The sequence below is a fragment of the Rhizobium sp. BK529 genome (assembly GCF_014194105.1).
Taxonomy (GTDB): Bacteria; Pseudomonadota; Alphaproteobacteria; order Rhizobiales; family Rhizobiaceae; genus Rhizobium.
Genome location: NZ_JACIAU010000006.1, coordinates 233,249 through 246,784 on the forward strand (window position 1 = coordinate 233,249; position 13,536 = coordinate 246,784).

13 protein-coding genes are annotated in these 13,536 nt (G+C 59.7%); 1 reads left to right on the forward strand and 12 read right to left on the reverse strand.

Annotated features, from left to right (window positions below):
• Positions 1-91 precede the first annotated feature (91 nt).
• Complete coding sequence (locus FHX08_RS28595) at positions 92-1,087, forward strand: SIS domain-containing protein (protein WP_184328086.1); 996 nt, start codon at positions 92-94, stop codon at positions 1,085-1,087.
• Here the strand turns inward: FHX08_RS28595 and FHX08_RS28600 are convergent, their stop codons facing one another.
• The 12 genes from FHX08_RS28600 to FHX08_RS28655 all read right to left on the reverse strand — a co-directional run bounded on the left by FHX08_RS28600 (position 1,088) and on the right by FHX08_RS28655 (position 13,343).
• The gene (locus FHX08_RS28600) at positions 1,088-1,543 is read right to left on the reverse strand and encodes an NfeD family protein (RefSeq protein WP_132657017.1); all 456 of its coding nucleotides are present in this window, start codon (positions 1,541-1,543) and stop codon (positions 1,088-1,090) included.
• A gap of 3 nt (positions 1,544-1,546) precedes the next feature.
• Positions 1,547-2,572, reverse strand: coding sequence for an SPFH domain-containing protein (locus FHX08_RS28605; protein ID WP_132657016.1), 1,026 nt, complete (start codon positions 2,570-2,572; stop codon positions 1,547-1,549).
• A gap of 83 nt (positions 2,573-2,655) precedes the next feature.
• Positions 2,656-2,919: a hypothetical protein gene (locus FHX08_RS28610; RefSeq protein ID WP_184328087.1), complete on the reverse strand. Its 264-nt coding sequence runs from the start codon at positions 2,917-2,919 to the stop codon at positions 2,656-2,658.
• 156 nt (positions 2,920-3,075) lie between these two features.
• Positions 3,076-4,107, reverse strand: coding sequence for a ferrochelatase (gene hemH / locus FHX08_RS28615; RefSeq protein ID WP_184328088.1), 1,032 nt, complete (start codon positions 4,105-4,107; stop codon positions 3,076-3,078).
• Between the two features lie 126 nt (positions 4,108-4,233).
• Positions 4,234-6,168 (reverse strand): bifunctional UDP-sugar hydrolase/5'-nucleotidase, encoded by a 1,935-nt coding sequence (locus FHX08_RS28620; RefSeq protein WP_132657013.1) that lies wholly within the window; start codon positions 6,166-6,168, stop codon positions 4,234-4,236.
• Between the two features lie 200 nt (positions 6,169-6,368).
• Positions 6,369-6,737: an outer membrane lipoprotein Omp10 gene (omp10, locus tag FHX08_RS28625; protein ID WP_132657012.1), complete on the reverse strand. Its 369-nt coding sequence runs from the start codon at positions 6,735-6,737 to the stop codon at positions 6,369-6,371.
• 171 nt (positions 6,738-6,908) lie between these two features.
• Positions 6,909-8,354, reverse strand: coding sequence for a homospermidine synthase (locus tag FHX08_RS28630; RefSeq protein ID WP_132657011.1), 1,446 nt, complete (start codon positions 8,352-8,354; stop codon positions 6,909-6,911).
• A gap of 130 nt (positions 8,355-8,484) precedes the next feature.
• On the reverse strand, positions 8,485-9,342 hold the full coding sequence (locus FHX08_RS28635) for a heme-dependent oxidative N-demethylase family protein (RefSeq protein WP_184328089.1): 858 nt from the start codon (positions 9,340-9,342) through the stop codon (positions 8,485-8,487).
• Between the two features lie 46 nt (positions 9,343-9,388).
• Positions 9,389-9,673 (reverse strand): YciI family protein, encoded by a 285-nt coding sequence (locus FHX08_RS28640; RefSeq protein ID WP_184328090.1) that lies wholly within the window; start codon positions 9,671-9,673, stop codon positions 9,389-9,391.
• 2 nt (positions 9,674-9,675) lie between these two features.
• Positions 9,676-10,305: an aminotransferase class IV family protein gene (locus FHX08_RS28645; RefSeq protein WP_184328091.1), complete on the reverse strand. Its 630-nt coding sequence runs from the start codon at positions 10,303-10,305 to the stop codon at positions 9,676-9,678.
• Positions 10,302-11,462, reverse strand: coding sequence for an aminodeoxychorismate synthase component I (locus FHX08_RS28650; RefSeq protein ID WP_184328092.1), 1,161 nt, complete (start codon positions 11,460-11,462; stop codon positions 10,302-10,304). Before FHX08_RS28650 ends, FHX08_RS28645 begins: the two co-directional genes overlap by 4 nt.
• A 27-nt stretch (positions 11,463-11,489) precedes the next feature.
• Complete coding sequence (locus FHX08_RS28655) at positions 11,490-13,343, reverse strand: M3 family oligoendopeptidase (RefSeq protein WP_132657006.1); 1,854 nt, start codon at positions 13,341-13,343, stop codon at positions 11,490-11,492.
• Between the last annotated feature and the right edge of the window lie 193 nt (positions 13,344-13,536).

A 13,536-nucleotide genomic window follows, 5' to 3' on the forward strand; every position in this document is an offset into this window, starting at 1 on the left:
GTTAACCATTCGTTTCCGCGCGGGCGGTGTGTTCATACATGGGAAATATTGTCGGGTGGACAGGTAAAGTGAAAAGGTCTAACGCATTGCCATGATCAGGAGAGCGGTAAAACTCATCGAAAACAGCGTGCTGGAGGCGGGCAAGCGCACGATCAGCATCGAAAGGCGCGGCCTCGAGGCAATCGAACGTGCCTTCGAAGATGGTCTGGCAGGACCCTTTACACGTGCCGTCGAGGTAATCGGCGAAAGCTCCGGCCGTGTGATCGTGACCGGCGTCGGCAAGAGCGGCCATATCGGTACCAAGATCGCGGCCACTTTCGCTTCAACGGGAACGCCGGCCTTTTTCGTTCATGCCGCCGAAGCCAATCATGGCGATCTCGGCATGATTGCCGGAGACGATGTCGTGCTGGCAATCTCCAAGGGCGGCGAAAGCGCGGAACTGAAAAGCATCATCTCCTATACGCGGCGTTTTTCCATTCCGCTGATCGCGCTGACCTGCAGCCCGCAATCGTCGTTGGCAATGGCCGCGGACGTGGTGCTGCTGATTCCAAACGAGGAAGAAGCTTGTCCGAACGGCTTGGCCCCAACCACGTCGACGCTGATGCAGCTTGCGGTTGGCGATGCGTTGGCGATCGCGCTTCTTGATGCGCGCGATTTCTCGGCGACGGATTTTCATGTCTTCCATCCCGGCGGCAAGCTCGGTGCGAGCTTGATGCATGTCGCCGACATCATGCATACCGGTGACCGCCTGCCCCTGGTTGCGAAGGGCACCTCTGTGCCGGACGCTATCAAGGTTCTGTCGCACAAGCATTTCGGTTGCGTCGGTGTCCTGGATTCCGAGGGCCGGCTCTGCGGTATCGTCACGGACGGAGACATGTCCCGCAACCTCGGTCGCAACCTCGCCGAACTGATGGTCGACGACATCATGACACGCTCGCCGAAGACCGTCAGGCCGACAGTCCTGGCGACGGCTGCTCTGGCGCTGCTTGAGCAATACAAGATCGGTGCGCTCATCGTCATTGATGACGACCAGCGTCCGATCGGCCTTGTTCACTTCCACGATCTCCTGCGGATCGGTGTCGCCTGATCAGGTCGGCTCTACCGTCAGGTCGCGACCGTTGCAGGAGACGACCCTGACCTGTGTTCCAGCCGGCAGATCCGGCCCCATCACCCGCCACGTCGTATCGTCGAGGCGAATGCGGCCGCGGCCTTCGCGGATCGGTTCGTGCAGTGTGGCCGTGCGGCCGACGAGGCTTGCGCCGCGTTGGTTGAGGAAAGGTTCGTCCGTCTTGCTGTTGCGCAGCGTCAACCGCCGGCCTATGAGCGTGGAGATGACCGCAAACGCGGCGAAGAAAAGCGCCTGAAGCTGCCATATCCAGAAGGCGGTATCCCAGAGGAGGAGCGACAGGACGCCGACGCCGAGCGCGGCGAGGCCGATCCAGACCAGGAAGAAGCCGGGCACAAGCATTTCGGCGGCAAGCAATACGAGGCCTGCCACCCACCAGCTCCACGGTCCAAGTTCGCCGACGATCTTCGCCAGCATGGCTTATCGCTCCGAATTAGGATTGAACGGGTTCGGCGGAGGCGGGGCGACCGGTGGCGTCGAGCGCACCGGACCGGGGCGCGGACGCGGGGGAGGCGGCGGGTTGTTGCCGTCGCCAAAGACTTCGCGGGCAATCGCGCCAATGCCGCCGAGCGAGCCGAGGATGGAAGAGGCCTCCATCGGCATCAGCACGACCTTCGCATTGTTCGCCTGGCCGATCGAGCTCAGCGCTTCCGTATATTTCTGCGCGACGAAATAGTTGATCGCCTGCACGTCACCGACCGCGATCGCTTCCGAGACCATCTTCGTCGCCTTGGCTTCGGCCTCGGCCAGTCGCTCACGGGCTTCGGCATTGCGGAAGGCGGCTTCACGCTGGCCTTCGGCTTGAAGAATGGCGGACTGCTTGGCGCCCTCGGCTCTCAGGATCTGTGCATTGCGTGCGCCTTCGGCCTCCAGCACCTGGGCACGCTTCTCGCGCTCGGCCTTCATCTGGCGCGCCATCGCGTCGACGAGGTCGCGCGGCGGCTGGATATCCTTGATCTCGACACGGGTGACCTTGATGCCCCAGGGCTGCACGGCCTCGTCCACGACGCGCAGAAGCCGATCGTTGATCGCATCGCGATTGGAGAGCAGTTCGTCGAGATCCATCGAGCCCATGACGGTACGAATATTGGTCATGGTGAGGTTTAGAATAGCATTTTCCAGGTTGGAAACCTGATAGGCGGCCTGAGCGGCATTCAATACCTGGTAGAAGGCTACGGCATCGGCGGAGATAGAGGCGTTGTCTTTGGTAATCACCTCCTGGGTTGGCACATTCAGCACCTGTTCCATCACGTTCATTCTGGCGCCGACGCGCTCGATGAAAGGCGTAATCAGGTTCAGTCCGGGTTCCAGCGTGCGCGTATAACGGCCGAAACGCTCAATCGTATAGCGATACCCTTGCGGAACCGTCTTGATGCCCGCAAAGAGCACCAGGATGACGAAAATCACCAATACGATTACGACGATATCGAAACCGCTCAGCAGCATGTATTCCTCCCAAAGCCCGCTTACCTGACGTGGTGAGTTAACACGTTCTTTGCAAGGAAGGAATGACGGCCTTGCCTGTCAAATCAGGGTGATAGACCGGCATCGTCCAGGTCGCTCTTCGTGATGTAGCCGCCCATCAGGCAATTGGTGAGAAAGGGCTGATCATCCGGGCTGAGATGGCTGGCCTTGACGTCACGGAGCCGGATCTGACATGCGACCTGAGCGACGATGCCTTTGGGAGGGGCGTTGGCATAGCCCCGCTGATAGTATTCCCACGCGAGGTAGCCGCCGCCTGCGATGACAATCAAGCAGGCGAGGGCAAGCAATTTCCTGAAACCCCAAGTCATGAAATACGTCCAGATCAATAAAGGCGTCAGGCCGCAAATTCGCGTCGGAGCTGCGCCCTGACGAGATCGCGATCGCCTGCCGGCCATTCCTTACATCTGGGGCGCGGGGCGTTTTTTTCTATTGCGAAACGCGAGAAAATCGGGCGCTCGCGTCGATCATGCCCAGCCCAACAACTCGCGGCGCACGACTTTTTCCAGCACCTGCATGCCGCCCTCGCTGTCATTCAGGCAGGGTATGTGCGTGAACTGCTCGCCGCCATTGTGCTTGAAAGAGTGGGCGGCCTGTTCAGCAATCTCTTCCAGCGTCTCCAGACAGTCGGAAACGAAGCCGGGATTCATGACGGCGATGCGTTTGACGCCGTCCTGCGCCAGCTTTTCGACGGTCTTATCGGTATAGGGCTGCAGCCATTCTTCCGGCCCGAAACGAGACTGGAACGTGACCATGAAGTTTTCCGTGGCCAATCCGAGACGCTCGCGCAGCAGGCGTCCGGTCTTCTGACACTGGCAGTAATAGGGATCGCCCTGCTGGAAATAAGAGAGCGGAATGCCGTGGAAGGAAGCGATCAGCATCTCCGGTTTCCAGTCGAGGGTGGCAAGGTGCCGCTCGACGGACTTTGCCAACGCATCAATATAGGTCTCGTCGTCATGATAATCCGGCACGGTGCGCAATGCCGGCTGCCAGCGCATGGTGAGCAGCTTCTGGAAGGCCTTGTCGTTGACGGTTGCCGTGGTGGCGGCCGCATATTGAGGATAGAGCGGGAAGAGCAGAATGCGGTCGCAGCCTTCGTCCTTCAGCGCTTCGATGCGCGAGGGGATCGATGGTGTGCCGTAGCGCATCGCCCAGTCGACTTTGACGTTTGGCAGGTCCTTGAGGCGCTCGGCCATGAGGTCCGACTGGTTGCGGGTATAGGTGCGCAGCCAGCTTTCATTCAAATCCTTGTTCCAGATCGTCTCATAGGCCTTGCCGACCTTTTGCGGGCGTGTGTTGAGGACAATGCCGAACAGGATCGGATACCATTTCCAGGGCGACCATTCGATGACGCGCTTGTCGGTCAGGAATTCGCGCAGGTAGCGGCGCATGGACGTATAATCGGTGCCGTCAGGCGTGCCGAGATTGACCAGCAGGACGCCGACCTTGCCGAATTTGACGGCGGGATGGTCCGCCGGGCGGAGTAAAGTATCTGTCATTCTGGCCCCAACGCGCTTTCGTGTGTCGCCGGCTCATACGCAGCCGGCCGATCACGGTTCACCCTATAAGAAGAAAAGCCGGCCCGGGGAACCCCGGACCGGCTCTCATGGTCGGGACAAATCGTCTTACTTGGCGGGAACCTGAATTTTCTCGCCGATCCGCAGATGGCGCGGGTTCGGGCTGCCGTTTGCCTCAGACAATCTGCGCCATTGCGCGCCGTCGCCATAGAAGGTTTTGGCGAGATCCCAGAAGGTATCACCGGCAACGATGACGTGGGTCGAAGGCGTCGATGGTGCGGACGCTGCCGGAGCAGGCTCTGTCGCCGGGGCAGGGGCGGCAGGCGCCGGTTCTGCCGGCGTCGCGGGTGCCGGGGCTGGCGCCGCGGGGGCCGGTTCGGTGGAAGGACCCGGTGCAGGCGTTGCGGGAGCCGGCTCGGTGGACGGCGCAGGTGCGGCCTGCGCCAATTCCGTGATGCGACCGTCCGTATAGGGCTTATACGGCGAATGCGCAGCGATATATTCGGCTGTCACGTCGGCCAAGTCCGGACCGTAATCATAGGCATTCTGGCCGTTCTTGAAGGCGACATAGCCATCGCCGCCGGCGCGCATGAAGTTGTTGGTGGCGACGCTATAGGTCTTGGCATTGTCGATCGGAACGAAAGTGTCGCCGTCCTTGACCTGCACATCGCTGATGCGGCTGCCGGCCGGTTTCGACTGGTCGAAGGAGAATTTCAGGCCGGCGACCTGTGGGAAGCGACCGGCGCCCTGGTCGATCTGGCTGACGCCGTTTTCCAGCGCCTTGACGATATCGGCGCCGGTCAGCTGGAAGGTTGCAAGCGTGTTCTGGAAGGGCAGCACGGTGATGACTTCGCCCTGGGTGACGTCGCCGCCGTCGATGGAGGCGCGCAGGCCGCCGCCGTTTTGGATGGCGATGGTCACACCCTGGTTTTTGGTGCGGTCGAGCATGGCGTCGGCCACCAGATTGCCCATCGAGCATTCCTTGACGCGGCAGACCTTGCGATCACCCTCGATCGGTCCCTCGGAAGAGCCGATTACCTTCTTGCGCAGGTCTTCGATCGGCTTTGCCAGCTCGACAATGCGCGCGGCGACAGCCTGATCCGGCATGAAGGAAGAATCGATCAGGATTGGATCGCCTTTCGCCTCCTTGACGACGCCGTTGTCATCGAAATTGACGACGAGATCGCCGAGATATTTGCTGTAGGAGGCTGCCTGTACCACCGGCACCTTGTAGCCGCCGGGATTGTCGACCATCGTCGGGTAAGGACCTTCCGCCTTCGGATCGGTGTTCGAGAGCAGGCTGTGCGAGTGACCGCCGACGACCACGTCGACGTCGGGGATCTTGGCGATCATCGCAAGGTCGCGCGGGTAGCCAACATGGGTCAACGCAATGATCTTGTTGACGCCTTCGCCCTTAAGTTTCTGGACTTCTGCCGTAATGCTCTGGACGTCGTCGGCAATCGTTACATTCGGGCCGGGAGAGGAAAGCTCCGGCGTATCGTTGGTGACGGCGCCGACGATGCCGATCTTCTGACCGGCGACGTCGAGCACGAGAGATGGCTTCACGCGGTCGCCGATCTTGGAAGCAGCACTTGCCTTGACATTGGCGGTGACGACGGGGAACTGGACCTTGTCGAGGAAGGTTGCGAGCCCGTCCTCGCTGTCGTCGAATTCATGATTGCCGACGGTCATGGCATCGAACTTCATGAGGTTCAGCATTTCGGCTTCGGCTGCGCCCTTGTAGGTCGTGTAGAAAAGCGAACCCTGGAAATTGTCGCCGGCATTAAGCAGCAGCGTGTTCTTGCCAGTCAAAGCTTGGCGGCGCTGGTCGATGGCGGTCTTCAGGCGCGCAGCACCCCCAAAACACTCGTTCTTGCCTTCTTCCTCCGCAGAGCACGTGGAATCGAACTTGTTGATCGATTCGATGCGCGAGTGGAAATCGTTGATATGAAGAATATTGAGTTCGTAATCCGCAAATGCGGCCCCTGTGCTCAGCGCCAGAATAGACGCGGTCAAAAGACCGAAGCTGAAAGACTTCGCCATCCCTGTTCTCCTAATTAGGGACAAGATCCTTTCCCCTGATCCTGCCCATCCCTCACGTGGATCGTCATTGACGATGCGGGCGCGCGGATGTTTCCACCTTGGTGGCCCAACCGCAAGAGAGAAGCTGTGGAGATGGCGTCGCTTTCCAAGGGGCTGCCGGCAAAAAAGCTGGCAGCGGCGCTCAACGTCGAAGAAGCGGATTAGCTGCGACGCGTCAAGGTGAACTGTGCCCCCGCATCCGACGTGCAGTTCAGCTGGCTCGTGCTGACGAGAGCGCAATTGACTTTCGACTGGGTGTTGCGAACCAGCGAGGTCATGTTGATTTCGACCAGCGTCGGCGACGTTTTGATATAGGTGCCGGAGGCCAGAAGCTGGTTGCTGTCGGTCGTACGCGTCGTGAAGGTACCGCCCTGGAATGTGGAGACGATACCGTTCGGATCAGCCCAGGTTCCCTCGACACCGGCCGGGGCGGGTGCTGATGCAACAGGGAGGGGCCGCGGACCGGAGGAAACGCAGGCGGCAAGAGCTGCCGATGCAACCGCAAGAACGAGACCAGTTCTGATTTTCATAAGGCTTCTCCCGGCGAATTCGGAGCGGAAACTATTCGCGAACTTCGCGCAAAACATGGCGCGGGCCTTCCGCGAAGGCAAGCCTTCGGCAGAGGTGTCCGGCATTTAGACAGCAGGCGTTACAAAAATGCCCGCCTTGCAGCGGGCATCTTCCAAGCATTGCAGCAGAGCTCAGCGAACGAGGATGTTCTTGAACTGCCAAGGATCCTTGGTGTCGATGTCTTCCGGGAACAGGCCCGGGCGACCGTCGAGCGGGGTCCAGTCGGTGTAGTGGCCTTCGACCGGACCGAGATACTGCAGCTGCACTTCGAGGCAGCGCTTGTAATCCATCTCGTCGGCTTCGACGATGCCGGCCTTCGGATTTTCGAGTGCCCAGACCATGCCGGCAAGAACGGCTGAGGTCACCTGCAGGCCGGTTGCATTCTGGTAGGGGGCGATGCGACGGGTTTCTTCCAGCGACAGGCGCGAACCGTACCAGTAGGCGTTCTTGTCATGACCATAAAGCAGTACGCCGAGCTCGTCGACGCCGTCGACCAATTCGTTCTCATCGAGAACGTGGAGGACCGGCTGTGCTCTGCCGCCGTTGCCGAACATCTCATGCAGCGACAGGACCGCGTCGTTTGCCGGATGGTAGGCATAGTGGCAGGTCGGACGGTAGGTGACGTCGCCGTCCTTGTCCTTTACCGAGAAGAAGTCGGCGATCGAGATCGATTCGTTGTGGGTAACGAGGAAACCGTATTGCGGGCCGGGCGTCGGGCACCAGGTGCGTACGCGGGTGTTAGCGCCGGGCTGCTCCAGGAAGATAGCGGCCTTGGAGCCCTTTTTGTGCTTCTTGGCGTTCTTCGGCATCCAGTTTTCATGAGTGCCCCAACCGAGTTCGGCCGGCTGCAGGCCTTCGGAGATGAAGCCTTCAACGGACCAGGTGTTCCAGAAGACGTTGAGCGGCTTCGGGTGGATGGTGCGCTGCGTGTCGCGTTCAGCGATGTGGATGCCCTTGACGCCGACCTTCTTCATGAGCTTTGCCCATTCTTCGCGATCGTCCTGGCCCGGCTCGTCAAACTTCAGACCCATGTCCCGAGCGAGGTTGAGCAGTGCCTGCTTGACGAACCAGGACACCATGCCGGGATTTGCGCCGCACGTGGAAACGGCAGTCGTGCCGCCGGGGTTTTTAGCCTTCTCCTTGCGAACGGTTTCGCGCAGCGCATAGTTGGTGCGTTCCTCGTTCTTCATGTTTTTGTCGAAGTAGAAGCCCAGCCAGGGCTCGACGACAGTGTCGATGTAGAGCACGTCAAGCTTGCGGCAGAGCTTGATGATATCGAGCGACGAGGTGTCGACCGAGAGGTTGACGCAGAAGCCCTGGCCTTCGCCTTCAGTCAGCAGCGGCTTCAGCAGTTCCTTGTAGTTATCCTTCGTCACGTATGCCTGAATGTGCTTGACACCGTGCTTTTCCAGAATGTGGGCATCGTCCGTGCGCGGGTCGATGACGACCATCCGGCTCTTGTCGAACTTGAAGTGGCGCTCGATCAGGGGCAGCGTGCCACGGCCGATGGAGCCAAAGCCGATCATAACGATCGGACCGGTAATTTCGCCATATACCGGATAGTTCTGTTCCGTCATTCTTTTCTCCTGCTGGAAGGGAACGAAGGCCTTTAGCCTAAAGAATTCATGTGAAAATGCTGCGAAGCTCGTGAAGTGACCGGCTCTAATCACAAAATGGCGTCACAATAAAGAGCGTTCCCTGCAAAGGTCAAATATCGGCACTGCATAACGCCCGCAATTTCTGCGCGAGCTCGTCTCTTTGCAACGTCAGGCCCTTATATGCGGTCTGCCGTTCATCGAGCGCTTCCAGCTGGTCGGCGAAACGTGCGGCAATCTGTGCCGCCCGCGGATGTCTGGCAAGAGCAGCAACCGGGTCGATGTAGATGCGGATGGTGAAAAGGATATCGCCTGACACGGGGAGCTTGCGGAGCGTCTGGCGCTCGACGCGGACGAAACGCTCTTGAAGTGTGAAGGCTTCGGCACAAGGTGCCCGCCGATGTTTTGAGATGGGGAGGAAGAGATCGGCTGTGGTGTTGAGGGACCAGTTCAGCCGCTCGACCGGCTTGGCAACCTGGAGATTATCGAAGATGCGCGTAATGAGCGCGGCGTTGCGCGTACCTTCGCTGAAGCCCGGTACGTCGGCATGGATCTCATGCATCGGGCGACTGAATTTCTCGCGTAGCGACCACGAAGAGGGAAAGGCGACATGGGCAGCAACGAGATGCCAGCCATCAGCCTTGCGGCGCATGAGGACGAGATCGTCTTGAATGAGCGAACCGGCCTTGAAAAGCGGTGGCAGATCTGAGGAATTCTGCCGGTACATCGCCGGGTGCTGCTCGGCGATATGCGTAAGGAGAAGATCGTATGCCTCCTGCTGGGCGTCTTCCGTTGCCTCCTCTGCGACGAAGATATCGTCGAGGCGTACGTTCGCCAGCCGCGCTTTTTCCGTAAGATAGCGATCGAGGTCGCTGTCGGGCTCGATCCATCTGGCGGGATCGAGCGGAATCAAGCCTATCGTGAAGGGCCGGGCGGAGCCGTCATAGGGTGTATAGGTCGGAAGTTTCATCGCCGCTCCTTTTTGAGCCTGACGAGCAGTACGGGCGGTTCGTGACTCAGCGCATGAGGGATTCCAGTCCCTCGGTCACGGTTGTCAGTGCGACTTCGGTAATGTCATATTCGGCGACGCCATGGATGGTGAAGGGGTCGGCCGCGGCATAGGCCTCAATCTCGGTACGGTCGCCGACGGCGAAAATGACGCCGCCTGTGCGCGGGACCTTGCGGCCGGAGGCGAGGAACCAGCCCTTCGCGTATCCTTCCTTCACCCAGGCCATATGCGGCTCCATGTGCTTGTCGGCCTCTTCGTTCGGCTTCACATAGGTCAGGGAGAGGATAAACATGATCAATCCTTTTGCAGCGTAGCGCGGATCAGGCCGCGGAGCGAATTTCCGACGTAAAGCGTGCCCTGCTCCAGATCGTCGAGCCTGATGCGCCCGACGCGCGCCTTGCGCTGACAGATGAGCTCGGTGCGCAACACGCCGGCGAGCAGACCGCAGGAAATCGGCGGCGTCCTGAGAGTGCCGGAGCCATCATCGAGGAAGACAGAGGTGATCGTGCCCTCACACACCTCTTCCCGCTCGTTGAGAAGAAGAACTTCGTCCGCCTGCTGCTGCGTGAACTCGGCGCGTGCTGCCTCGTAGATGCCACGGCGTGTGGTCTTGATACGTAGCAGTCTATCGGCGGAATCGAGACGGGTGCTCGAGATACGGAGGGTCCAGACGGTGTCCGGCGGAAGCGGGACAAAGGGTCCCGTTGTGATATCGATATGACCCTCACGGTCAAAAATCAGCCTGACGCGGCGCGGTTCGTGTTCCCCTTTCACCGCTTCTTTCAATTTGGCAGCCGCGTGCAGCGGCTCGGGAAAGCCGATGCGGCGGGCGGAGCGGGAAAGACGGGCGAGATGCAGGCGCAGGCGAATGAAGCCGTCATCCGGTTGCCAGCGCAGCGTTTCGATCAGCGAGAAATCGGTCATCGGGCGATCCATTGGTCGCCGACGGCGAAGCGGGCTTTGAGCAGACATTCCTCATATTCGGCTTCGGCCGTTGAATCGAAGACGATGCCGCCACCGACATTGAAGACGGCCCTGCCGCCATCGAAGAGGGTCATGGTGCGGATGGCAACGGAGAAGCGCATGGCACCGTCGGGCGCGATCATGCCCATCGCGCCACAATAGGCATCACGCGGGCCGTCCTCGAGCTCGTGCAGGATTTCCATGGCACGCATCTTCGGTGCGCCGGTGATCGAGCCGCAAGGAAAAAGGGCGGCGAAAATGTCGCGAATGGTCAAATCAGGCAGGAGTTTTGCCTGTACGTGGCTCACCATCTGGTGGACGGTCGGGTAGGTCTCGACGTCGAAAAGTTTCGGAACATCGAGCGTGCCGACTTCAGTGATGCGCGAGATATCGTTGCGCAGCAGATCGACGATCATACGGTTTTCCGCTTGCGTCTTCATATCGGCCTTCATCGCCGCAATGATCTCGGCATCTTCGGCCGGAGTTGTGCCGCGCTTGGCCGTGCCCTTCATCGGATGCGTTTCGATCCAGCCATTTTTGTCAGTCCGGAAAAACAGTTCCGGCGAACGGGAGAGAATGATTGGACCGCCGAGATTGGCGAATGCACCATATTTGACGGGTTGGCGGTCGATCAGCGACCAGAAGGCGGCGAGTGGTTCGCCGCTCCAGCGCGCTTCGATCGGCATCGTCAGATTGGCCTGATAGATATCGCCGAGGCGCAGATGCCGGTGCAGGCGTTCGAAACGCTCTTTATATATAGGGAAATTCCAGCCAGCCTTCGGGGCGGTCAGAAACTCTTCGTTTTCGATGCGCTGCCGTGGTCTCGCAAGCGGATGATCGTCGGGCCGTGGCGCATCAAAGACGCCGAACAGCAAAAGCGGCGTCTCCCGGTTCTCCTCAGCAAAGCCGGCAAGTTTTTCTTCGAAAAGATGGCCGGCCCCATAGGCCATGTAACCGGCAAGCCACTTGCCTGCCTTTCGCGCCTCCTCCATCCGCTTGAGCGCCGGCAGGAATTCTGCGCGCGTGCGGGCGACAATCGTGGTTTCCGGGCCGGCGAAGAGCATGACTTCGCCGGTCGTATCGTCCCGGAACAGGATGAAGGGTTCGGACGCTGCCATTGGCTTTCCGGCAAGGGCGTCGGCGGCTTACGCCTTGTCCAGCGCCTCCAATTCATCGATCAGGCCCTCGATCATCGACAGGCCCTTGCTCCAGAAAGAAGGATCGGTCGCATCGAGGCCGAAGGGCTTCAGCAGTTCCGAATGATGCTTGGTGCCGCCAGCCTTCAGCATTTCGAAATACTTTTCCTGAAAACCAGCCTCCGCCTTCTGGTAGACGGCATAGAGCGAATTCACCAGGCAATCGCCGAAAGCATAGGCGTAGACGTAGAAGGGCGAATGGATGAAGTGGGGGATATAGGCCCAGAAGGTCTCATATCCCTCGGAGATCTTGATCGCCGGGCCGAGGCTTTCCGACTGCACGGACAGCCAGAGCTCGCCGATGTCGTCAGCCGTCAGTTCGCCGGCCTTACGGGCGGTATGTACTTTGCGCTCGAATTCGTAGAAGGCGATCTGGCGCACGACCGTGTTGATCATGTCCTCGACCTTCTGGGCGAGCATGGCCTTGCGTTCGCGCTTGTCCGTCGTCCGGTTGAGCAGTGCGCGGAAGGTCAGCATCTCGCCAAAGACAGAAGCGGTTTCGGCAAGCGTCAGCGGCGTCTGGCACATGAGCGCGCCTTGCGCGCTCGCGAGAACCTGATGCACACCATGGCCGAGCTCATGGGCAAGCGTCATGACATCGCGCGGCTTGCCCATATAGTTGAGGAGCACATAGGGATGAGCTGACGGGACCGTCGGATGGGCAAACGCGCCAGGCGCCTTTCCTGGGCGGACGGGAGCGTCGATCCACTGCTCGTCGAAGAAACGCCTGGCGATCGAAGCCATTTCCGGCGCGAAATTGCCATAGGCGGACAGTACCGTGTCCTTGGCTTCAGACCAGGAGATGACGGCGCTCGAGGTTTCCGGAAGCGGCGCGTTGCGATCCCAGAAATTCATCTGTTCCATGCCGAGCCACTTCGCCTTCATCTTGTAATAGCGATGCGAGAGGCGCGGGTAGGCTTGCCTGACGGCTGCGGCGAGTGCGTCGACCACTTCGCGCTCGACGCGATTTGCCAGATGGCGGCTGTCGGCAATGTCTTCGAAGCCGCGCCACCGGTCGGCGATCTCCTTGTCCTTGGCAAGGGTATTGGTGATCAGCGTGAAGATGCGGATATTGGTCTTGAAGGTTTCGGCCAGCGCCATTGCCGCCTTGCGGCGCACTTCCGGATCCTTTTCCTGCAGCATGTTCAGCGCGACTTCGAGCGGCAGTTTCTCGCCGTCGACCTCGAAGCGCAGTTCGGCCATCGTCTCGTCGAAGAGGCGATTGAAGGCAGCAGCTGATGTCATCGACTTTTCGAGGAAGAGCTGCTCCAGCTTGTCTTCCAGCTGATAGGGCTTGTCCTTGCGCAGATCGACGAGCCAGGGGCGGTAATGGCCGGCCAGCGGATCGTTGGCCATGCAGGCATCGATGACTGCGTCGTCAATGCGGTTCAGCTCGAGAGCAAAGAACAGCAGGCGCCCGGAATAGTCGGTCAATTTCGCCTGGACGTCGCCATAGAGCTTGCCGTTAGCCGGGTTGGACGTGTCGGTGAAATAGGTAAGGCCGGCGAAGGAGCCGAGGCGGCCCATGATATCGTCCAAGGCCTCATATTCTTTCAGCGCCTGGCCGATGCCCTCCTCGCCCTTCTTTGTGGCGGCTTCGGCCAACTTGCCTTTCCATTTGTTTTCGAAATCAGACGCGGCCTTGCCGGCTTTTTCCATATCGGAAACGAAGGCAGTGGAGGTGGCAGAGGGATAGAGGTCCTGCAGACGCCAACCTGGAAGTTCGCCCAGAGCCGGGTCCGCTGCTGCAGCGGAAGCCGTTGCCGAAAGGTAAAGATCGGCGTGTGCAAACTGATGTCTCATGGGGCTGTTCCTCTTCCTCTTCTATAGCAGTTTGACTGTCTAAGCGCGGCAAGGCCCGGCATCAAGGGGTTTCAGGCATGCCAAAGGCCTTGTGACGGCACGAAAACGGCCGGTCACAATCGTTAAAATGCAATTGTTTCTCAAAACTGGATGTTCAAGCCTTTCTGTCAGAGTGCGCCTTAAGGTTTCGCAT

Bases quoted from the DNA above. Each gene is read 5' to 3' on its own strand.
- FHX08_RS28595 (WP_184328086.1), top strand. From the start codon at position 92: ATGATCAGGAGAGCGGTAAAACTCATCGAAAACAGCGTGCTGGAGGCG.
- FHX08_RS28620 (WP_132657013.1), bottom strand. From the start codon at position 6,168: ATGGCGAAGTCTTTCAGCTTCGGTCTTTTGACCGCGTCTATTCTGGCG.
- FHX08_RS28605 (WP_132657016.1), bottom strand. From the start codon at position 2,572: ATGCTGCTGAGCGGTTTCGATATCGTCGTAATCGTATTGGTGATTTTC.
- FHX08_RS28600 (WP_132657017.1), bottom strand. From the start codon at position 1,543: ATGCTGGCGAAGATCGTCGGCGAACTTGGACCGTGGAGCTGGTGGGTG.
- FHX08_RS28655 (WP_132657006.1), bottom strand. From the start codon at position 13,343: ATGAGACATCAGTTTGCACACGCCGATCTTTACCTTTCGGCAACGGCT.
- FHX08_RS28630 (WP_132657011.1), bottom strand. From the start codon at position 8,354: ATGACGGAACAGAACTATCCGGTATATGGCGAAATTACCGGTCCGATC.
- FHX08_RS28610 (WP_184328087.1), bottom strand. From the start codon at position 2,919: ATGACTTGGGGTTTCAGGAAATTGCTTGCCCTCGCCTGCTTGATTGTC.
- FHX08_RS28640 (WP_184328090.1), bottom strand. From the start codon at position 9,673: ATGTTTATCCTCTCCCTGACCTATGTGAAGCCGAACGAAGAGGCCGAC.
- FHX08_RS28635 (WP_184328089.1), bottom strand. From the start codon at position 9,342: ATGAAACTTCCGACCTATACACCCTATGACGGCTCCGCCCGGCCCTTC.
- hemH (WP_184328088.1), bottom strand. From the start codon at position 4,107: ATGACAGATACTTTACTCCGCCCGGCGGACCATCCCGCCGTCAAATTC.
- FHX08_RS28650 (WP_184328092.1), bottom strand. From the start codon at position 11,462: ATGGCAGCGTCCGAACCCTTCATCCTGTTCCGGGACGATACGACCGGC.
- FHX08_RS28645 (WP_184328091.1), bottom strand. From the start codon at position 10,305: ATGACCGATTTCTCGCTGATCGAAACGCTGCGCTGGCAACCGGATGAC.
- omp10 (WP_132657012.1), bottom strand. From the start codon at position 6,737: ATGAAAATCAGAACTGGTCTCGTTCTTGCGGTTGCATCGGCAGCTCTT.